The 20,176-nt window shown below is 71.4% G+C and carries 19 protein-coding genes; 9 read left to right on the top strand and 10 right to left on the bottom strand.

Annotated elements, in window-relative coordinates; translation table 11 throughout:
- Positions 1-84 precede the first annotated feature (84 nt).
- Positions 85-1,086 carry a Bug family tripartite tricarboxylate transporter substrate binding protein gene (locus D2K64_RS03375; protein ID WP_238383981.1) on the top strand — a complete coding sequence of 334 codons (1,002 nt, stop codon included), beginning with the start codon at positions 85-87 and terminating at the stop codon, positions 1,084-1,086.
- Between the two features lie 27 nt (positions 1,087-1,113).
- Here the strand turns inward: D2K64_RS03375 and D2K64_RS03380 are convergent, their stop codons facing one another.
- From D2K64_RS03380 to D2K64_RS03390, 3 genes are all read right to left on the bottom strand, one after another.
- On the bottom strand, positions 1,114-2,469 hold the full coding sequence (locus D2K64_RS03380; protein ID WP_120006592.1) for an amidase: 1,356 nt from the start codon (positions 2,467-2,469) through the stop codon (positions 1,114-1,116).
- 68 nt (positions 2,470-2,537) lie between these two features.
- Positions 2,538-3,269 (bottom strand): aspartate/glutamate racemase family protein, encoded by a 732-nt coding sequence (locus D2K64_RS03385; RefSeq protein ID WP_120006594.1) that lies wholly within the window; start codon positions 3,267-3,269, stop codon positions 2,538-2,540.
- Positions 3,270-3,277: 8 nt separating this feature from the next.
- A complete protein-coding gene (locus tag D2K64_RS03390; protein WP_120006596.1) occupies positions 3,278-3,997 on the bottom strand; it encodes a hypothetical protein in 720 nt (239 codons plus the stop codon).
- Positions 3,998-4,124: 127 nt separating this feature from the next.
- Between D2K64_RS03390 and D2K64_RS03395 the strand changes: the two genes are divergently transcribed.
- Both D2K64_RS03395 and D2K64_RS03400 read left to right on the top strand, forming a co-directional pair.
- A complete protein-coding gene (locus D2K64_RS03395; RefSeq protein ID WP_238383982.1) occupies positions 4,125-5,303 on the top strand; it encodes a M20/M25/M40 family metallo-hydrolase in 1,179 nt (392 codons plus the stop codon).
- Positions 5,300-5,518 carry a tautomerase family protein gene (locus tag D2K64_RS03400; RefSeq protein ID WP_274379286.1) on the top strand — a complete coding sequence of 73 codons (219 nt, stop codon included), beginning with the start codon at positions 5,300-5,302 and terminating at the stop codon, positions 5,516-5,518. The genes D2K64_RS03395 and D2K64_RS03400 overlap by 4 nt, the downstream gene beginning before the upstream one ends.
- Before the next feature lie 7 nt (positions 5,519-5,525).
- Here the strand turns inward: D2K64_RS03400 and hemA are convergent, their stop codons facing one another.
- The gene (hemA, locus tag D2K64_RS03405; RefSeq protein ID WP_120006848.1) at positions 5,526-6,743 is read right to left on the bottom strand and encodes a 5-aminolevulinate synthase; all 1,218 of its coding nucleotides are present in this window, start codon (positions 6,741-6,743) and stop codon (positions 5,526-5,528) included.
- 31 nt (positions 6,744-6,774) lie between these two features.
- On the bottom strand, positions 6,775-7,716 hold the full coding sequence (locus tag D2K64_RS03410; protein ID WP_238383983.1) for an SDR family oxidoreductase: 942 nt from the start codon (positions 7,714-7,716) through the stop codon (positions 6,775-6,777).
- Here D2K64_RS03410 and D2K64_RS03415 point away from each other — a divergent pair.
- A complete protein-coding gene (locus D2K64_RS03415) occupies positions 7,715-8,521 on the top strand; it encodes a tetratricopeptide repeat protein (protein WP_120006600.1) in 807 nt (268 codons plus the stop codon). The two genes, D2K64_RS03410 and D2K64_RS03415, sit on opposite strands and share 2 nt — an antisense overlap.
- A 7-nt stretch (positions 8,522-8,528) precedes the next feature.
- Here D2K64_RS03415 and D2K64_RS03420 read toward each other — a convergent pair whose 3' ends face one another.
- The gene (locus D2K64_RS03420; protein ID WP_238383984.1) at positions 8,529-9,386 is read right to left on the bottom strand and encodes a DMT family transporter; all 858 of its coding nucleotides are present in this window, start codon (positions 9,384-9,386) and stop codon (positions 8,529-8,531) included.
- 126 nt (positions 9,387-9,512) lie between these two features.
- On the opposite strand from D2K64_RS03420, the gene D2K64_RS03425 reads away from it, so the two are divergent.
- From D2K64_RS03425 to D2K64_RS03445, 5 genes are all read left to right on the top strand, one after another.
- The gene (locus D2K64_RS03425) at positions 9,513-10,574 is read left to right on the top strand and encodes a quinone-dependent dihydroorotate dehydrogenase (protein ID WP_120006602.1); all 1,062 of its coding nucleotides are present in this window, start codon (positions 9,513-9,515) and stop codon (positions 10,572-10,574) included.
- Entirely contained in the window at positions 10,571-11,428 is an 858-nt protein-coding gene (locus D2K64_RS03430; RefSeq protein WP_120006604.1) for a TIGR01459 family HAD-type hydrolase, read from the top strand. The genes D2K64_RS03425 and D2K64_RS03430 overlap by 4 nt, the downstream gene beginning before the upstream one ends.
- A gap of 95 nt (positions 11,429-11,523) precedes the next feature.
- The gene (locus D2K64_RS03435) at positions 11,524-12,762 is read left to right on the top strand and encodes a multidrug effflux MFS transporter (RefSeq protein ID WP_120006606.1); all 1,239 of its coding nucleotides are present in this window, start codon (positions 11,524-11,526) and stop codon (positions 12,760-12,762) included.
- Between the two features lie 88 nt (positions 12,763-12,850).
- Complete coding sequence (locus tag D2K64_RS03440; RefSeq protein ID WP_120006609.1) at positions 12,851-13,168, top strand: Hpt domain-containing protein; 318 nt, start codon at positions 12,851-12,853, stop codon at positions 13,166-13,168.
- A 256-nt stretch (positions 13,169-13,424) separates the two neighbouring features.
- Positions 13,425-15,698: a bifunctional diguanylate cyclase/phosphodiesterase gene (locus D2K64_RS03445; protein WP_162306139.1), complete on the top strand. Its 2,274-nt coding sequence runs from the start codon at positions 13,425-13,427 to the stop codon at positions 15,696-15,698.
- Positions 15,699-15,701: 3 nt separating this feature from the next.
- Here D2K64_RS03445 and D2K64_RS03450 read toward each other — a convergent pair whose 3' ends face one another.
- The 4 genes from D2K64_RS03450 to D2K64_RS03465 form a co-directional block, all read right to left on the bottom strand.
- Positions 15,702-16,448 carry an SDR family NAD(P)-dependent oxidoreductase gene (locus tag D2K64_RS03450; RefSeq protein WP_120006614.1) on the bottom strand — a complete coding sequence of 249 codons (747 nt, stop codon included), beginning with the start codon at positions 16,446-16,448 and terminating at the stop codon, positions 15,702-15,704.
- Between the two features lie 79 nt (positions 16,449-16,527).
- Positions 16,528-17,244: a M48 family metallopeptidase gene (locus tag D2K64_RS03455; RefSeq protein WP_238383985.1), complete on the bottom strand. Its 717-nt coding sequence runs from the start codon at positions 17,242-17,244 to the stop codon at positions 16,528-16,530.
- A gap of 5 nt (positions 17,245-17,249) precedes the next feature.
- Entirely contained in the window at positions 17,250-19,784 is a 2,535-nt protein-coding gene (locus tag D2K64_RS03460; protein ID WP_120006616.1) for a response regulator, read from the bottom strand.
- A gap of 44 nt (positions 19,785-19,828) precedes the next feature.
- Positions 19,829-20,176, bottom strand: coding sequence for a cupin domain-containing protein (locus tag D2K64_RS03465; RefSeq protein WP_120006618.1), 348 nt, complete (start codon positions 20,174-20,176; stop codon positions 19,829-19,831).

Genomic DNA, 20,176 nt, shown 5'->3' on the forward strand with positions numbered 1-20,176 from the left:
CTTGCGCGGGCGGCGGCGGATGGGACATGAAGGGCGTCGACACGAGAACCGGGCGAACGGCCCGGCCCACAGGAGACGCCCATCATGGCCCTACGCCGCCGCACCCTGCTGTCCGCCGCCGCCCTGCTGCCCTTCGCCCCGCACGTGGTGCGCGCCGCAGAGGCGGCAGCCTGGCCGACCCGTCCGGTCAGGTTCATCGTGCCCTTCGCCCCGGCCGGCACCACCGACATCGCGGCGCGCATCCTGGCGGCGCGGCTGCAGCAGCGCCTCGGCCAGCCCTTTCCGATCGAGAACCGCGCCGGCGCCGGCGGCAACATCGGCTCGGATGCCGTCGCCAAGGCGGATCCGGATGGCTACACCATCCTGATGCAGACGGTGTCCTCAGGCGCCATCAACTACGCGCTCTATGCCAGCGAGATCCCCTACAAGCCGTCCGACCTCGCCAATGTCGGCCTGCTGATCCGGGTGCCCAACGTGATCTTCGTCAATCCGTCCCTGCCGGTGAAGACCTTGCAGGAACTGGTGGCGCTGGCGAAGTCGAAGCCAGGCCAGCTCAACCACGGCTCCTCCGGCGCCGGCACCTCGCTGCACATGGCGGGCGAGCTTTTGAAGCTGGAGGCCGGCATCCAGATGACCCACATCCCCTACCGCGGCGCCGGGCCGATGCTGGCCGAGGTCATGGCCGGACGGGTCGAAGTCGGCGTCGACAACCTGCCCTCGGCGATCGGCCACATCCGCGATGGGCGGCTGCGTGCTCTCGCCGTCACCACCACCACGCGCAGCACCGCCCTCCCCGATGTGCCGACCACCGCCGAAGCCGGGTGGCCAGGCGTGGAGGCGACCGGCTGGTTCGGCGTGCAGGCTCCGGCCAAGACGCCGAAGCCCATCATCGACAAGCTCGGCGCCGAGATCGACGCCATCGTGAAGGAGCCTGAGACCTGGGCCAAGCTGGCCGATCTGGGCGGCATGAAGCCGGACCTGACGCCCGACGGCGGCACCAGCCCGGAAGCCTATGAGAAGTTCGTCGCCGCCGAGGTCACCAAATGGGCCGAAGTGGTGCGCCGCTCCGGCGCCAAGGTCGAGTAGCCGGAAACAGCCCGGGACGGGCCGGCGTCAGCCGGCCCGTCCGCCGCCATCCCGGAGGCAGTCGCCGATCCAGGCGGCCCGCGAGACCAGCGCCGCATCCTGGTCGCGGAAGCCCAGCAGCTGCAGCCCGAGCGGCATTCCCTCGCAGCGCAGCACCGGCAGGCTGACCACCGGCGCGCCGAGCACCGAGCCCGGCGCCACGAACACCGGGTCCCCGGTGGAGCCGAGGCCGACCGGCGCGGCGCCCGCCGCGGTGACGCCGACCAGCGCGTCGCACAGCCCGGCCAGCCGCGCCAAGGCGGCGCGGGCGGCGCGGCGTCGCTCCAGCAGCGCGACGTAGTCCGCCCGCGTCATGCCGCGCGCCGCCGCCAGCCGCTCGCGGGCGGACGGGCTCAGCGCCGCCGCATCGCGCTCGGCGAAGGCACCCAGCGGCCACAGCCATTCCCAGGCATTGATGCCCATGGCGATGGCGCGGGATTCCGCGGTGGCGGCTTCCAGCACGGCGAGCTCCGGGCATTCCTCCGGCAGCAGGATGCGCACACCCCCGCCGCGCAGGGTCTCGAGCGCCCCGTCCAGCGCCGCGCGCGCCTCCGGATGCAGCCCCGGCCAGCCGGCGGTGCGCAGCAGCGCCAGGGTGGCGGGGCGCCGGGCCTCTGGCAGCAGCAACGGGCCGCCAAGGCCGGGATAGCCCGGATCGCCGCCGACCCGCTCGGTGATGGCGCGCGCCATGCACCAGGCGTCGGACAGGCTGGCCGCCATCGGTCCCGAGCAGCTGTGGCTCAGCAGATCCAGGCTGCCGCCCCGGTTGATGCCCCCCACCGAGGGCTTGAAGCCGTAGACCCCTGTGTAACCGGCCGGGCGGATGATCGAGCCCACCACCTGCGTGCCCATCGCCCCCGCCAGCATGCCCGCCGCCACGGCCGCGCCGGAGCCGCTAGAGCTGCCGCCCGGGGTGCGCGACAGATCCCATGGGTTGCGGGTGCCGCGCGGCTCGGTGGAGGCGAATTCGGTGGTCACGGTCTTGCCCAGGATCACCGCCCCGGCGTCGCGCAGCGCCCAGGCGCTGGCGGCGCTGAAGCGCGGCTGATGGCCCTCGAACAGCGGCGAGCCCATCTGCGTCGGCATGTTGTCGGTGTCGATGATGTCCTTGATTCCCACCGTCATGCCGTCGATGGCCGAGAGTGTCCTGCCGTTCTTCCAGCGCGCGGTGGCGGCATCGGCGGCGCGGCGCGCGCCCTCCACGTCGGTGGCGGTGAAGGCGCCGACCTGCGGCTCCCATTGCTCCATCGCCTCCAGGCAGGCTTCCAGCAGGGCGCGCGGCGTATGGCGGCCGTCCGCCAGGGCGGCGGCATGGTCGGTGTAGGGGCGAAGCTGCGGCAACATGCGGCTCTCCTTGCAAGGGTCGTGGCAGCGCAGCAAACGCCGCGCTGCCGGTACTCTGCCGCTCGGGCTCAGCCGCCCAGCAGCCTGGCCAGGGCCGGAGACAGGCCGGAGCTCGCCCGCCCGCGCGGTGCTGCCAGGCTGCCGGCGGAAGGCCGCGGCAGATTCAGGCCGGCCAGCGCCTCAGCCAGCTTCACCGCGCAGGCCATGCCATCCAGCAGCGGCACCGGCGCGGGCAGCCGGGATGCCATGCCGGCCAGGGCGGCCCCACCCAGCACCACCGCCTCCGCGCCGCCATCCACCAGGCGTTGCACGGCGACGCCGACCAGCGCCTCCACCCTCCCGGGATCGGCCACCGCCTCCTGCGGCGTGGCGGCGACGCCCTCCAGGCCGGACAGGCGCACGGCGAAGCCGTGCCGCCCGATCAGCTCGCGATAGGTCTCGACCCCACCCAGCGTCACCAGCCCGAAGCGGCCCCCCACCGTACAGGCCACCAGGCAGGCCGCCTCGGTCATGCCCAGCACCGGGCACGGCATCAGCTGGCGCGCCGCTTCCAGCGCCGTGTCGTGGCTGACCGCCAGCACCACGGCCTCCACCCGCCCCGCATGCTCGGCCAGCAGCTCCAGCAGCGCGTGGCCGGCGATGACGTTCTCCACGCGCGTGCTGATCACCGCCGGGCCGAAGCGCGGCGTGGCGGGGATGATCTCGGTGCCGGGCGCCGCGGCGGCGCGGGCGGCGGCGGCGCAGAGGGCCGTGATGGCCTCGGTGGTGTTGGCGTTGGCCACCAGGATGCGCAGCGGCATGACGCGTCTCAGCCCGCGGCGGCCGGCATCAGCGCCGCGAAGGGGCCGGTCAGGCGAGATGGCTCGGTGATCAGCGGCAGGGCGGCCAATCCGGCGGCCGGGCTGGCCCAGACCAGGAATGGATTCAGGCAGAGCAGGTCGCCGGGATGCAGGGGGATGGACAGGGCGGCGTCCTCCGCTGCGTCCCGCAGCGCGGCGGAGGCCGGCGCCGGCCAGGCAGCGAAGGCGCCCTGGTGCACCGCAAACACCGGCACCGCCGGCTCGTGGGGCTGCGGCTGATACAGCGCTTCCAGGGTCGCGCGGTCGGATTTCAGCAGCGCGTTGTGCAAGGCTGCGGCGGAATGCAGCGCCAGCACGCAGCCCTGGCGGCACAGCAGCAGCAGCACGTCGCAGGGCTCGGCCTGGAACGGCCCGTCGGCCGGGGTGGTCGCCACCGGCCGGCCGATGCGGCTGCCCAGCAGGCCGAGCAGCGCGTGAGGCTCCGCCCGGTGCGGCAGGCCGCGCAGCAGGCAGAAGCCCTGGCCATGCGACAATCGCTCGATCACCTGGGCCAGCATCGGTGCCAGCAGCGGCAGCGGCCCGCCGGGCGAGGCCAGGGCCGCCTCGATCTCGGCGCCGGCGCCGGCGCCCAGCGGCATCATCCAATCGGCCGGTGACAGCGTGGCGCCGCTCCACAGATGCGGGCCAGTCTGAGGCGCGATGCGGCGCGGCGCGGCGGATTCGGTCATCGCGATGGGTTTAACAGTCCTTGGGCAGTTTTCGTCCAGCCTTTCGGCCCGGCGCCGCCTCTGCCCCTTGCCGGCGCCCTGGACCCGACGCAGGCTGCGCCGAAGGCATGGCGGGAGGGAAAAAGGGATGCGCATGTTGGACGAGGCCTTGTCAGGTCAGCACAGCGAGGCGCAGCGCGCCCTGTCCCTGCCCTTCGAGGCCGAGGCGTTGCTGGCCGGGTTGCGCCCGTGGGTGGAGTGCGAAAGCCCCACCTTTGATCCGGCCGCGGTGAACCGCATGATGTCGCTGGCGGGACGCGACCTCGCCATCCTCGGCGCCCGGATCGAGCGCATTCCCGGCCGCATGGGCCTGAGCGACTGCATCCGCGCCCGCTTCCCGCATCCGGACAGCGATGGCGACGGCGAGGGCGGCATCCTGGTGCTGGCGCATCTGGACACGGTGCATCCGGTGGGCACGCTGGGCGCCCTGCCGTTCCGACTGGATGGCAATCGCTGCTTCGGTCCCGGCATCTGCGACATGAAGGGCGGCACCTTCATCGCCGTCCAGGCGATGGCGGCGATCGTCCAGGCCGGCATCGCGCTGCGCCGCCCCGTCACCTTTCTGCTGACTGGCGACGAGGAGATCGGCAGCCCTTCCACCCGCGACCTGATCGAGGCCGAGGCGGCGCGCCACGAGGTGGTGCTGGTGCCGGAGCCCGCCCGCCCGGATGGCGGCGTGGTCACCGGCCGCTATGCCATCGCCCGCTTCAATCTGCGCACCACCGGCCGCCCAAGCCATGCCGGTGCCGCCCTGTCCGAGGGCCGCAGCGCCATCCGCGAGATGTGCCGGCTGGTGCAGGCGGTGGAAGCGATGACCACCGAGGCCGCCACCTTTTCCGTGGGCGTGATCCGCGGCGGGCAGTGGGTCAATTGCGTCACCACCACCTGCGAGGCCGAGGCCCTGTCCATGGCCAGGCGGCAGCAGGATCTGGACGGGGCGGTGCAGCGGATGCTGGGCCTGGCCGGCGGCGGCGAGGTGGGCGTGGAGATCACCCGTGGCGTCACCCGCCCGGTCTGGGAGCCGGACGCGACCGGGCTGACCCTTTACCGCGTGGCCGAGGCGCTGGCGCAGCGCCTCGGCTTTCCGCTGCCGCACGCTTCGGCCGGCGGTGGGTCGGACGGTAATTTCACCGGCGCGCTCGGCATCCCGACCCTGGATGGCCTTGGCGTGCTCGGGGGCGGCATCCACACGCTGGAGGAGCACCTGCTGGTGGACAGCCTTGTGCCGCGTGCCCGGCTGTTCGCGGGCCTGCTGGCCAGCGTTTGATCCAACCCCACAGGAGCCAACACATGCCCTTCGTCCGCATCGACCTGTTCTCCGGCCGCACCGAGGAGCAGAAGGCCAACACCGCCCGCGCCATCACCGAGGCGCTGGTGCAACATGCCGGTTGCACGCCGGACAGCGTGCAGATCCTGTTCGCTGACGTCGAGAAATCCGACTGGGCCACGGCGGGAGTGCTGGCCTCGCGGCGCGGCCAGTAGGCCGCCTTCAGGCAGCCTCCGCCAGGGGCAGCACGTCGCGCAGCGCAGCGGTCAGGCACCCGATCATGGCGTCGGTGTGGAAGGGCGTAGCGCAGAGCCGCAGCCGTTCCGTGCCGCGCGGCACGGTCGGGTAGTTGATCGGCGTGATGTAGAGGCCGTGCCGCTCCAGCAGTTGCCGGGCCACCCGGCGGCACGCCTCAGCGCCCGGCACCGGCACCGGCACGATGTGGCTTTCGCTCGGCAGGCGCGGCAGGCCGGCGCGGTCCAGCGCCGCCTTCAGCGCCGCCGCCCGCTCCGCCAGCCGGTCGCGCAGGGCTGTGTCCTGCTGGATGTGGCGGATGCTGGCGCGGGCCGCCGCGGCGGTGGCCGGCGGCATGGAGGTGGTGAAGATCAGCCCGCCCGCGGTGGAGCGGACGTAATCCACCAGTTCCGCCTCCCCGGCGATGTAGCCGCCCACCACGCCGACGCCCTTGGCGAGCGTGCCCTGGATGATGTCGATGCGGGACGCGGCGCCGTCCCGCTCGGCGATGCCGGCGCCGGTCACGCCGTACAGGCCGACGGCGTGCACCTCGTCCAGATAGGTGATGGCGTCGTAGCGCTCGGCGAGGTCGCACACCGCGTGCAGCGGCGCCACGTCGCCTTCCATGGAATACACGCTTTCCAGCGCGATCACCTTGGGCGCGGCCGGACCGGCGGCGCGCAGCAGCTCTTCCAGGTGCGCCAGGTCGTTGTGCCGCCAGATCCGCCGTTGCGCCGGGCTGCGCCGCATGCCGTCGATCATCGAGGCATGGTTCATCGCGTCGGAGAACACGATCATGCCCGGCAGGGCGGACAGCAGCGCCAGCAGCGAGGCCTGGTTGGCCACGTAGCCGCTGCCGAACAACAGCGCCGCCGGCTTGCCGTGCCAGGCGGCCAGCTCCGCCTCCAGCCCGGCATGCTCGGGCGAGGTGCCGGAAATGTTGCGCGTGCCGCCGGCGCCGGCGCCGTAGGCGGCGATCGCCGCCGCCGCCGCCTGACGCACGGCGGGATGGCAGCCCATGCCGAGGTAGTCGTTGGCCGACCAGACGGTGATCTCGCGCGGGGCGCCGCCGGGCTGGTGCCAGCGATACAGGGGAAAGCGGTCCGCGATCTTCTCCAGGCGGGCGAAGTCACGGTAGCGGCCTTCGGCGCGCATCGTGTCGAGATGCCGGGCGCAATGCGTGCGCAGCGTGTGCCGGGTGTTCATGGCCTTTGCATAGATCAGCCGCGCCGCGTTTTCATCTTCCTTCCGCGCCATGCTGCCCTGCTTCCGCCGCCAGGATGCCGCGCAATCCCTGGCGATAGGAAGGGTAGCGCCAGCGCAGGCCCAGCTCCTGCTGCGTCGCGCCACTGCTGACGCGCCGGCTTTCGGCCCAGAAGGAGCGGCCCATCGCCGACATGCCCTCCAGCGCCTGTTCGAACGGCAGCAGCGGCGGCGGCGCGATGCCGAGCAGCCGCGCCGCTTCCTCCACCACGGCGGCGCCGGAGGCGGGCTCGTCATCCACCAGATGCAGCACGCGCGGCGCCTCCGGCGTGCCGGGCGACTGCATCGCCGCCAGCACGGCCAGGGCGATGTCGTCGCGGTGGATGCGGGAGAACAGGTGCCCCGGCCTGTCGACCCGCCGCGCCTGGCCGGCGCGCAGCTCGTCCAGCGCCGAACGGCCGGGACCGTAGATGCCGCCGGTGCGGAACAGGTCCAGCGCCACCCCGCGCCCGGCGAGCGCCGACGCCCAATCCTGCTCGGCTTGCAGCCGGCGGATCGCCCGCTCCTGCCGCGGTGCCGGCGGGGTGGTTTCGGTCACCCAGTCGCCGCCGCGGTCGCCATAAACCGCCGTGGTGGAGATGTAGCCCACCCAGCGCAGCGTCCGCGCCTGTTCCAGGACCCCGGCATGGGCCCGGAGCACGGGATCGCCCTCCGCCCCGGGTGCGGCGGTGACGAGCAGGTGGGTGGCTTCGGCCAGGGCGGGGCCGGCCCCGGCGAAGCGCAGTGCGCTGCTGCCCGCCGGCGGCTCGCGCCGCGTGCCCTGCACCGCGAAGCCGGCCTGCCGGGCCAGACGCGCCACCTCGGTGCCGCAATAACCCAGTCCCATCACCACCAGCCGGTTCATCCGCCCTCCCACCATCTGCCGTCCGGCCTGCATGTGGCGCAGGGTGCTGGGCGCGGCTAGACTGCGACGCATGCGGTTTTTCTTTCGCCACGCGGCCTCGGGTGCCTTGGCCGGGCTGTTCCTGTTGTTCACCGGGACGGGCTGGGCCGCGCAGCCACCCGACGCGCAGCCGCGCGCCGAGCCGCCGCGCCTGGGCAGCGGCCCCGAATACGAAGCCTGCCTGGCCCTGCTGCGGGTGGATCCGGAAGGCGCCGTCCAGCGTGCCGGCCAGTGGGAGGAACGCGGCGGCGGTGACGGGGCGCGGCACTGCCTGGCGCTGGGCCTGCTGGCGGTGGGTGACACCGAGCGTGCGGCCGGGCGGCTGGAGCGGCTGGCCGCCACGGCCTCGGCGGAGGCGCCGGCACGGGCGGCGGTGTATGCCCAGGCGTCGCAGGCCTGGATGCTCAGCAACGCGCCCAACCGTGCCTATGCCGCCTCCACCTTGGCGCTGAGCCTGACGCCGCAGGACTCCGCCCTGCTGGTGGATCGCGCCATCGCGGCCGCCGCGCTGGGGCGCTACGCAGAAGCGCTGCTCGATCTCGATCAGGCGGTGCTCAACGACCCTGGCCGGGCCGAGACGCTGGTGTTCCGCGCCGCCGCGCTGCGCCACCTGGATCGCACGGAGGACGCGCTGCGCGACATCCAGCAGGTCCTCTCTCTGGAGCCGCAGAATGCGGAGGCGATGCTGGAGCGAGGCATCCTGAAGCAGTTGAAGGGCGACAGGGCGGGGGCGAGGGCGGATTGGCAGGCCACCATCCGGCTGGCGCCGGACAGCCCCGCCGCCGATCTGGCCGCGCAGAACCTGGCCCTGAACGAGGCCGGGCCGAAGCGGCGCTGAACCGGGTTCAGTCCACCGCGCGCTGCGCCCGCTGGCTCATGACGCAGGCCAGCACCACGATGGCGCCGCCCGCCAGGGTGGCGGGGGTCGGCAGCGCCTGCCAGATCAACAGGTCGGCCAGCACCGCCCACAGCAGGGCGGAAAATTCCAGCGGCGCCAGCCGCGCCGCGCTGGAATGGCGGAAGGCCACGGCCAGGCAGATGGTGGCCGCGCCGGCGAAGATGCCGTTGATCCCCAGCGCCAGCCAGTCCCAGCCCTGCGGCGGCACCCAGTCCGAGGCGGCGAAGGGCAGCAGCACCAGCCCACCAGGCAGCGCCGACCACAGCACCAGCCGGGCGATCCCCGCCTCGTGCCGCAGGCCGCGGTTCACCGTCAGCACCAGCGCGTAGGACACGGTGCCGAGCAGCGCGTAGCCATAGGCCAGCAGGCTGCCGCCGGCCCGCAACCCCGGCGCCATGGCCACCAGCACGCCGAGAAAGCCGACCCCGCTCCACAGCCACACCGTGCGCGGCAGCCGCTCCCCCAGCACCAGCGCAGCGAGGCCCAGCGTCATGAACGGCGCGGTGAAATAAACCAGATAGCCTTCGGCCAGCGGGATCTCGCGCAAGGCCTGGAAGAAGCCGAAGGCCGAGCCCAGCATGGCCAGGGCACGCAGCAGGTGCAGCCCGGGATGGCGGGTGCCCAGTTCTCCTCCCGCGCCGTCGCGCAGCAGCCGCGCCGCGCCGAGCAGGCCCAGGATCACCACCTGCCGGATCAGCACCACCTGCGCCACCGGATAGGCGCCGGACAGCAGCTTGCTGTTGGCATCCAGCGCGGCGAACAGGCCCAGCGCTGCCAGCATCGCCGCCGGTCCACCGAAACGCACGGTCAATTCCTCCCAGCGAGATCCCCGCGGCTTCTCCCGCGCGGGCGGCGGCTTGTCCATCCCGGCAGGCCGGCCGGAAATGGCGGCTTTCCTTACGCGCCGCGCCGGGGCACAAGCGGCCCTGTCATGACCCCTGCCCTGGCTTCCGCCCTGATGCCGCTGATGCGCGGCATGGATCCCGAACATGCGCACAACCTCGCACTGAAGGCCCTGCGTCTGGGCCTCGCCGGGCGGGACCGCGCGCCGGACGACCCGCTGCTCGCCACCGAGGTGCTGGGCCTGCGCTTCCGCAACCCGATCGGCCTGTCCGCCGGCTTCGACAAGGACGCGGTGGCGGTGCGGCCGCTGATGCGGCTGGGCTTCGGCTTCGTCGAGCCGGGCACCACCACGCCGCGCCCGCAGGCGGGCAACCCGCAGCCGCGCTTGTTCCGCCTGCTGGAGGATGCGGCGGTGATCAACCGCATGGGCATGAACAACGAGGGTGTGGCCGCATTCGTGGTGCGCCTCGCCGCGCTGCGGCGCCCACTGCCGGCGGTGCTCGGCGCCAATGTCGGCATCAACAAGGAAGGCGCCGACCCGGAGCACGATTATCCGTCGCTGTATGCCGCCGTGGCGCCGCAAGCCGACTACGTCGCCATCAACGTGTCCTCCCCCAACACGCCGGGCCTGCGCGACCTTCAGGGGGAGGCGAAGCTGGCCGCCATCCTCAATGCCGTGGCCGAGGTGCGCGCCGCGGCACCCCGCCAGCCGCCGGTGCTGGTGAAGATCGCCCCCGACCTGGCGCCGGAAGCGGTGGCGCCACTGGTGGAAACCTGCATCGGCGCCGGCATCGCCGGGCTGATCGTGTCCAACACCACCATCGTCCGGCCGGATACGCTGCGCAGCCCGCATCGCGCAGAAACCGGCGGGTTGTCCGGCCAGCCCCTGTTCGGCCCATCCACGGAGTTGCTGCGGCAGGTCTACCGGATCGCCCGCGGGCGCCTCGCGCTGATCGGCTGCGGCGGCATCGCCACGCCGGAGCAGGCCTATGCGAAGATCCGCGCCGGCGCCGACTTGGTGCAGCTCTATGCCGGCTTCGCCCTGGCCGGCCCGGCCCTGGTTCCACAGCTGAAGCAGGGCCTCGCCGCACTGCTGAAGCGCGACGGCTTCCAGCATGTCCACCAAGCCGTAGGAGTCGATGCCCAATGAACATTCTGGAATCCGTCGCACCCCTCGCCGACAGCCATGACGGTTTCATTTTGGACATCTGGGGCGTGCTGCATGACGGCGAGAAGCCCTATCCGGGCGTGCCCGAGGCACTGCGCGAGCTGCGCGCGCGCGGCAAGCGCATCGTGCTGCTGTCCAATGCGCCGCGCCGCGCCTGGACGGTGGCCGAGGCGCTGGCCGCCATGGGGCTGCCCGCCCCGCTGTTCGACGGCATCGTGACTTCGGGCGAGGTCGCCTGGACCCTGCTGCGCGACCGCACGCACCCCTTCTTCGCCAAGCTCGGGAACCGCGCCTTCCATATCGGGCCGGAGCGCGATCTGTCGGTGATCGAGGGGCTGGACATCCGGGTGACGCGCGACCCGGCCGAGGCCGAATTCGTGCTCAACACCGGCCCGGATCTCGAGCATGGGCGACAGAGCACGGCGCCCTATCAGGCGATGCTGGAGGGCGCGGCGGCGAAGCGCCTGCCCATGGTCTGCACCAATCCCGACCGCGCCGTGATGGTGGCCGGGCAGCGGCTGATCTGCGCCGGCGCCTTCGCCGATGTGTACATGGGCCTCGGCGGCGAGGTGATGGAGATCGGCAAGCCCGATCCCATGGTCTATGAGACGGTGCTGGCAACGCTCGGCCTGCCGCCGTCCCGCATCGCTGCAGTGGGCGACACGCCGCACACCGACCTGGCCGGGGCCGCGGCCGTGGGCGTGGACGCCATCTGGGCGCTGACCGGCCTGGCGGGCGACCATTTCGGCCCTGATCCTTCGCCCGACGCGCTTGATGCGGAAGCCGCGCGCGAAGGCGTGCGGCCGGTGGCGGCGCTGCGCTCCTTGCGCTGGTAGGCGGCAGACCCGCACCCGGCGCGGGCCAGCCCCGCGCATGCTCCAGCGCGACCTGTGCTGGCCTCCGGGCGCCTTCGCACCCTAGGCTGCCGGGCATGAGCCCGAGAGACGTCCCGCAAGAAGGTCCCACCGAGCCGCATTATACCTCCGAGCAGCCGCCCGGCACGCCGCGCCGCGTGCCGGCCACCTGGCTGCTCACGGTGCTGATGGGCCTTGGGCCCTTCAGCATGCAGATCATCATTCCCGCCCTGCCCACCGTCGCCGCAGCCTTTGCCGTGCCCTACGCCACGGCACAGATGACGCTGACCGTGTACCTGGCCGGCATCGCTATCGGGCAGCTGATCTACGGGCCGCTGTCGGATCATTTCGGGCGGCGGCCGGTGCTGCTGGCGGGGCTGGCGATCTATCTGGTGGGCTCGGTGGCGGCGCTGCTGGCGCCGGAGGTGGGCTGGCTGGTGGCAGCGCGGGCGGCGCAGGCGGCCGGCGGCTGCGCCGGCATGGTGCTGTCCCGCGCCATCATCCGCGACGTATTCCCGCGCGACCAGGCGGCCAGCAAGATCGGCTTCGTGATGATGGGCATGACGGTGGCACCGATGATGGCGCCGCTGCTGGGGGCCGAGCTGTCCGCCGCCTTCGGCTGGCGCGCCATCATGGTGGCCTGCACCGGCTTTGGGGTGGTGATGCTGCTGCTCGGGCTGCGCCTGCCGGAAACGCTGGCGGCGCCGCAGCCGCTGCCCGGCCTCACCGGCATGGTGCAGGCCTATTGGCAGCTGGCGCGGCTGCGCTCCTTCCGCTGCTACACCGCGATCACCGCCTGCACCACCGGCACCTTCTTCGCCTTCATGGCCGGGGCACCACGCGTGGTGATGGACGGCATGGGCCATTCGGCACGCAGCTACGCCATCGCCTTCATGGCGGTGTCGGTCACCTACGCGTTGGGTTCCTTTATCGCCGGCCGCTTCTCGGCCCGCTGGGGGCTGGAGCGGATGCTGTGGCATGGGCTGCTCCTCGCCACTGTGGCCACCCTGCTCGGCGTTGCGATCCAGCTCAGCCTGCCGCTGATGCTGGCCAGCTTTTTTCTGCCTATGGCCTTGGTGGCGATCGGGAACGGCATGTCGCAGCCTTCGGCCGTGGCCGCGGCCGTGAGCGTGCGGCCGCAGCTGGCCGGCACCGCCTCCGGGCTGGTGGGTGCCTTGCAGATGGGCTTCGGCGCGGCGATGACGCTGCTCACCTCGGCGCTGGAATTCGGCGCCGGCATCGGCACTGCCGCCGCCATGGCCGGTTGCGCGCTGGGCGCCCAACTGGCCATGCGCGGGGCCCGGCGCTCCAGCTGAAGCAACCGCGTCGATTGACCCCACCGATCCGCTGCGGCACCCTCATTGCGTGAGCGTCATCGACCATCGGGCCGCCAGGCAGCTGGCTATGGAAGTTCCGGAAAGCGCCTTCCGGGAGATCCTGGAAGCCTATTGCAGCGATCTGGGCACATTGTGCCGCGACCTGCAGCAGGCCGCCACCGCCCGCCAGCCGGACCGGTTCCGCCAGGCCGCGCACGCCCTGGCCGGCGCCTCCGCCTCGATTGGCGCGGTGCAGCTGGAGGGTCTCGCCCGCCGTGCGCTGCAGCCGGATGGCTTGGTGGAGATGGGGGAGCTGGCCCGGCGGATCGAAACCTGCACGGTCGATACATTGGCCGCCCTCCAAACGCTCGCGGATCACCCTCCGCCGCGCGAAGACGGCCGATAACGTTACCTGGACGTTATTATCCCTTGCTGCAATTCCCTGAATCCCGCCAAGTTCAGTTTAGTCGGGATTCTGCCCGGCGATGGCTGGCGGCATCCGGCAAAGGGTTCGGCAAGGAGTTTATGAAACAACGCGACGCTCAGCGGCATCACACCGCACAGGATGGTCTGCACGGAAGGGTATCTGTCGGGCGGTCTTGAGGGGGGGCCATATGGTTGCAGTCTGGACTTGCCTGACGGAGGAGCATGATCGGAGGCTGGTGGCGCTCGCGGCCCTGATCTGCCTGGCGGGCGCGGTGGTCGGGCTGAGCGTGCTGCGCCGCGCCGCCGGCGCCACCTCGCACAGCCGCACGGGCTGGCTGATGATGTCCGGGCTCAGCGCCGGCGCCACCATCTGGTGCACGCACTTTGTTGCCATGCTGGCCTATACCCCCGCCGCCCAGCTCGGCTTCCAGCCCCTGCTGACCCTGGTGTCGCTGATGGTGGCGGTCACCATGGCGACCCTGGCCTTCGGCCTTGCGGTGAGCCGGGCACCGGCGGCGGCCTGGCTCGGCGGCGGGCTGCTCGGCAGCGGCGTCAGCAGCATGCATTATCTTGGGATGGCGGCCTTTGGCCAGAACGGCATCCCGGTCTACGATCCGGTGCTGGTGGGTGCCTCGGTGCTGATGGCGATGCTGCTCGGCATGGCGGCGTTGCCGCTGGTGCTGCACGCCAGAACGTGGCCAGGACGGCTGGCCGGGGTGGCGGTGTTCTGCCTCAGCGTGGTGTCGCTGCATTTCACCGGTATGGGCGCCGTGCTCATGCTGCCGGCGCCGGTCGCGCAGCAGGCAGCGGACGCCGGCCAGGGCGTACTGGCGCTGGCCATCGGCCTCGTCGCGTTGATGGTGGTGGCCGCCACCGCCGCCGCTTGGCTGATCGATCACCATGGCCATGAGGAAAGCCTCCGGCGCCTGCGCAAACTGGTGGACGCCACCTTCGAGGGGCTGGCCGTCACCCAGGGTGGCCGCATCGAGGAGGCGAATGGCAGGCTGCAGGCGATGGTCGGGCTGGATCGCCCGGAGCTGCTGGGCCGCGCCATGCTGGGTGAGCTGCTGCCGACATTGCAGCTGCCGGACATGCTGGGCGAGGTGATGGTGGAAACCCAGCTGCGTCGCGCCGATGGCAGCCTGATGGATGTGGAGCTGGTGGTGCGCGACAATGTTCCCCGACCCGGCAAGCGGGTTTTCGCCCTGCGCGACCTGCGGGAACGGCGCGACCAGGAACGCCGGCTGCGCCACCTGGCGGCCCATGACGGCCTGACCGGATTGGCCAACCGCACCGGCTTCGGGGAACAGATCGCCCGGCAATTGCATGAGGCGGCGGCCGGCAACCGGCGCCTCGCCCTGCTGCATCTCGGCCTGAACTGCTTCAAGGAAGTGAACGACCTGCTGGGGCACGATGCGGGGGACGCGGCCCTGAAGCATTACGCCGCGGCGTTGCGACAGCTGGCGCCGCCCGCGGCGGTGCCGGCGCGGATCGGCGGCGATGAATTCGCGCTGCTGCTGTCCTTCGCCGAGTTGCACGAGGTCGAGGGGCTGGCGCAGGCCGTGCGCGGCTTCGCCCTGCCGGAGCCGATGTCGGTTTCGGCCGCCATCGGCATCGCCCTGTTTCCCGACGACGCCGCCGATGCCGAGGCCCTGCTGGCCAATGCGGACTTGGCGATGCGGCGGGCCAAGGCACAGCACGGCGGTGGCGCCTGCTTCTACCAGGCCAACATGGATGCGGCCGTGCGGGAGCGGCGGCGGCTGAGCAGCGCGCTGCGGCACGCCCTGGAGGACGGGCAGATCAGCTTATTCTACCAGCGCCAGGTCACTGCCGGCAGTGGCCGGCTGTGCGGCCACGAGGCCCTGATGCGCTGGCACCACCCGGAACGCGGCTGGGTTCCGCCGGCCGACTTCATTCCCCTGGCGGAGGAAACCGGCCTGATCCTGCCGCTCGGCGAGTGGGCGCTGCGCACGGCCTGCGCCGACGCGAAAGCCGAGCCACGTCTGGGCAAGGTGGCGGTGAACCTGTCGCCGGTGCAGTTCCGTCAGGCCGGGCTGGCCGCCCTGGTGGCGACCGTGCTGGCGGAAACGGGTCTGCCCGCGCGGCGGCTGGAACTGGAGATCACCGAATCCTCGCTGATGCAGGATCCGGTCCGCACGCTGGAGGTGCTGCGGGAAATCAAGGCACTGGGCGTCAGCGTGGCGATGGATGATTTCGGAACGGGCCATTCCTCGCTGGCGACGCTGCGCGCCTTTTCCTTCGACAAGATCAAGCTGGATCGCTCCTTCGTGCCGGAGGTCGACAGCAATCCGCAGGCGCGCGCCATCCTGCGCGCGGTGGTCGGCATCGGCCGCGGGCTTGGCATTCCGGTGCTGGCGGAAGGAGTCGAATCCGCCTCGGAGTTGGCCTGCCTGCGCGACGAGGGCTGCGCCGAGATGCAGGGCTACCTGTTCGGCCGCCCGGCGCCGCTGACGGCGCTGGACCTCGCCGCGCCGGCCGCTGCGGCCTGAGGATCAGCCGCGCTTCACCACCAGCGGTCCAAAGCTCTGGCAGACGGGCATCACCTGGAGGCTGTTGACGTTGACCCGTGCCGGACGCGTCGCCACCCAGTGAACGGCATCGGCGATGTCGTCCGGCGTCAACGCCTCGGTTCCCTGGTAAACAGCGGCCGCCCTGGCATCGTCGCGGAAGCGGACATTGGAGAATTCGGTGCCGCCAACCAGCCCTGGCTGAATATCCGTCACACGCACCGCCGTGCCGGCGAGGTCAGCCCGCAGGTTCAGGCTGAACTGGTGCACGAAGGCCTTGGTGGCGCCATAAACATTGCCCCCGGGGTAAGGCCATTCGGCCGCCGTGGAGCCGATGTTCACCACATGCCCGCGGTTGCGCGCCACCATGCCGGGCAAAACGGCGTGCGTCATCGCCACCAGCCCCTTGGTGTTGGTGTCGATCATGGTTTCCCAGTCGGACAAGGTGGCGCGCTGCGCCGGCTCCAACCCCAGCGCCAGGCCCGCATTGTTGACCAGGAGCTCGACCTCCGACCATTCCGCCGGGAGGTCGGCGATGGCGGATGCGATGGCGGTGGTGTCGCGCACATCCAGGGCCACGGGGTGCAGGCGCTCCGGGCCCAGCTCCTGGGCCAGAGCGTCCAGCCGCTCGGCACGCCGGCCGACGGCGATGATCCGCGCACCATCGGCGGCGAAGCGGCGGGCGATGGCGGCGCCGAATCCGGCGGTGGCGCCGGTGACAAGGACGATCATGCGGCGAAATCCCTGGATGCGTGGATCGAGCGGCCGGTATGGCAGCCGTCCGCATCGGCGGAAAGCCCGGCCACCCCGCTCAGCCGACGCGGAGCAAGGCCGGCCCGTTGGCCTTCAGCCAGTTCTGCGCCGCGATCCGGTGCGGGCTGAGCCCCGCAAGATGCGCCCAGAAGCGGGGCGAATGATTCATCTCGCGCAGATGCGCGACCTCGTGCGCCACCACGTAATCCAGTACCCAGGCGGGAGCCATCACCAGCCGCCAGGAGAAGGCCAGCGTGCCATCCGCCGCGCAGCTTGCCCAGCGCGTGCGGGTGTCCTTCAGCCGGATGGCGCGCGGACGCACCGCCAGCTCCGCCGCGTGATGGCGAGCACGCGGCGCGATGCGACGCGCCGCTTCCAGCCGCAGCAGCGCCAACACGCGCCGGGGCACCGCCTCGGCGGAGCCACCCACCAGGATCGCGCCGTTCTCCAACACCGCCGGTCCGCGATGGCCGGGCTGGTGCCGGATCACGTGCGGCACGTCGCCCAGGCGGATCGAGGTGCCATCCGCCAGGCACAGCACTGGCGGCAGGGCCCGCAACCGCGACACGACCCAGCCGGCATGCTGATGCAGCAGAACCAGCCCGGCCTGCCGTGCGACCCCGGGCGGCAAGGTCAGCACCGCTTCCGCCGCCACCGCATCGATGCGCAGCGAAACCTGCCTCGCCCTGGAGGAACGGCGCCAGCGCAGCGAACAGGGCCAGGGTGTCGCATCCGGAGGCGGCCGCAGCAGCACGGTTTCCGTCAGGCCCTCCAACCGCCTCAGCCCGCGTCGAGCGCGCGCCGCATGGCTGCTTCCAAGGTCTGGGTGCGATAAGGCTTGGTCAGGAACACCGAATCGGGCACCACCTGCGCTGCTTCCGCAGCCCCGAAGCCCGATGCGAAAACCACCCGCAGCGAGGGCTGAAGCTGCCGCGCCTGCTGTGCCAGGGCGATGCCGGATAGGCCCGGCAGGCCGATATCGGTGAACAGCACGTCGAATGCCTGCCGCTCCAGCGCACGCAGCGCGGCCCGGCTGTCGCGGGCACTGACAACGGTGAAACCGAGGCCGGCCAGCAGGTCCTCGCTGTCCATCAGGATCAGCGGATCATCCTCCACCAGCAGGATGCGCGATGACGGCAGCGGCGCCGCCGGCGCCGGCTCCGCCAGCGGCCCGGGCAGCCGGGTCCGCGCCAGCGCCTGCAATTCCTGGCGCCGGTTGTTCAGCGTGTGGCGGACCTTGCGGGCCAGATCCTCGCGCCGGTACGGCTTCGACAGCAGGTTCACGCCGGGATCGAGGCGCCCGCCATGCACGATGGCGTTCTCGGTATAGCCGGAGGTGAACAGCACGGCGGCATGCGGTTGCAGGGCCTGCACCTGGCGCGCGAGGTCGGGGGACCGCAGCGGTCCCGGCATCACCACATCGGTGAACAACAGGTCGATGGCGATGCCGCTGCGAACGATGTCCAGCGCCCCCTGCCCTTCCGAGGCGCGCAGCACGGTGTAGCCGAGGTCGGTCAGGAGATCGACCACCACCTCCTGCACCACCGGGTCGTCCTCCACCACCAGCACGGTTTCCCTGCCCCCCTCCACAGGCATGGCGGCAACCACCGGCTCGATATCCTCGGCCCCATGCGTGCGCGGCAGGTAGAGGCGCACCGTGGTGCCCTGTCCCGGCTCCGAGTAGATCTTGATGTGGCCGCGGCTCTGCTTGACGAAGCCGTACACCATGGACAGCCCGAGGCCGGTGCCGCGCCCTTCCCGCTTGGTGGTGAAGAACGGCTCGAATACCTTTTCCAAGATTTCGGGCGACATGCCGCTGCCGGTATCGGAGACCGCCAGCATGACGTATTGCCCCGGCTCCACATCCTCGTGCCGGCCGGCATAGGTCTCGTCCAGGATGGCGTTGCCGGCCTCGATGGTCAGGCGGCCCGCGCCATCCATCGCGTCGCGTGCGTTGACGGCGAGGTTGAGCAGCGCGTTCTGCAACTGGTCCGGATCGGCCAGGGTGTTCCACAGGCCGCCGGCGATCGCGGTTTCCAGCTCGATCGCCTCGCCCAGGGCGCGGCGCAGCAATTCGTCCATTTCCCGTACCAGCCGGCCGAGATGTACCGTGCGTGGCTCCAGCGGCTGACGGCGGGCAAAGGCCAGCAGCTGCGATGCCAGCTTGCCGCCGCGCTCCACCGCGCTCATCGCGGTGGCCAGCCGGCGCTGATCCTCCGCCGATACCATGGAGAATTGCAGCATCTGGAGATTGCCGCTGAGCACCTGCAAGATGTTGTTGAAGTCGTGGGCGACGCCACCGGTAAGCTGGCCGATGGCCTCCATCTTCTGCGACTGCCGCAGCGCCGCCTCGGCACGCTGCCGCTCCGCCTCGCTAGCTTCCAGGGCAGCGGTGCGCACGCGCACCATCTCCTCCAACTGGTCCTTGTAGCGACGTAGCTCGTCCGCGTTGCGCTTGGAATCGGTGACGTCGTAGCCGAGCACGAAGACGCCGAAGACCTGCCCATCGGAATTGATGATCGGCTGGTAGACGAAATTCAGGAAGCGTTCGCTGAGCGCCTCCTGCCCGGAGGTCCGCAGCAGGGCGGACATGGCTTCTGCCTGGAAGGCCTGGCCGGTGGCATAGGCCTTGTCCAGCAGGTCGAAGAAAGGCTGCCCGTCCAGTTCGGGCAGTGCCTCGCGGACCGGCCGCCCCAGCATGTCCTCGCGCCCGACCAGCCGCATATAGGCGGCGTTGGCGATCTCGAACACATGATCCGGACCGCGCAGGAAAGCCGCGAAGGCCGGTGCCTGCTCCACCAGCCGGCGCAGATGCGAACGCTCGGCATCCAGCAGAAGGTTGGTGCGCGACACCGTTTCGGCGCGACGAAACAGGTTCCCCTCCAGCGCCAATGACGGCACCGGGCCGGCGTCGCCGGCTTCCTGCCGCAGCCGCTGCATCTCGGTCACGTCGTCGGTCTGCTGCAGGATCAGCGAGACCCGGCCGGCCTCGTCGAGGATCGGCGTGTGCGTGGCGCTCCAGAACCGCTCCTCGAAGCCCTGGCGGAGGGGAATGGCGTAGCGGATCAGCGCGATCGTGTCGGGCTTCCGAGTAGCCAGCACCGCGCCCAGCGAGCGCCGCAGCTGCCACGTTCCCAGTCCTTCCGGATCGTGCGGACCGCCCGGGAAAGCGTCGAACATGTTGCGGCCGATGATGTCCTCGGCACGGCGCCCGGTTGCAGCCAGGTAGGCACGATTGGCCCAGAGCAGGGTCAGCGAAGCATCCATCACCACGTAATTGTGCGGGGCCGCATCCAGCAACGCCTTGAAGTCCATCGGCACGGTTCCTGCGGTGGCCGGAGCGGCAGGCGTCGCGCCCCTCAGCCTGGATAAGCCTTCAGCTCGATTTCGATGAAGCTGAAGGCGGTATCCCCGGCATTGACCACGTTGTGCTCGGCGCCGGGAGGGCGTTCATAAGAGATTCCGGGAGAAATGGCGACGTCGGCGGTGGCTCCGCCGGGCAACTCCAGCATCATGCGCCCCTCATGCAAGGGCACCACCACATAGGCCCAGCCATGGCGGTGCCAACCGGTCTCCGCGCCTGGCGGGAAATCCCAACGGGTCGTTCGCAGCGTGTCGGTGTCGAGTTGCAGCGTCGCCGTGGCCGGCGGGCGGCAGCGCAGGGGTTCCGTGATCGGCTTGCCGCCACCCAGCCTCGTATCGCCCAT

Origin of the sequence: Teichococcus vastitatis (assembly GCF_003604215.1) — a bacterium.
GTDB classification, from domain to species: Bacteria; Pseudomonadota; Alphaproteobacteria; order Acetobacterales; family Acetobacteraceae; genus Pseudoroseomonas; species Pseudoroseomonas vastitatis.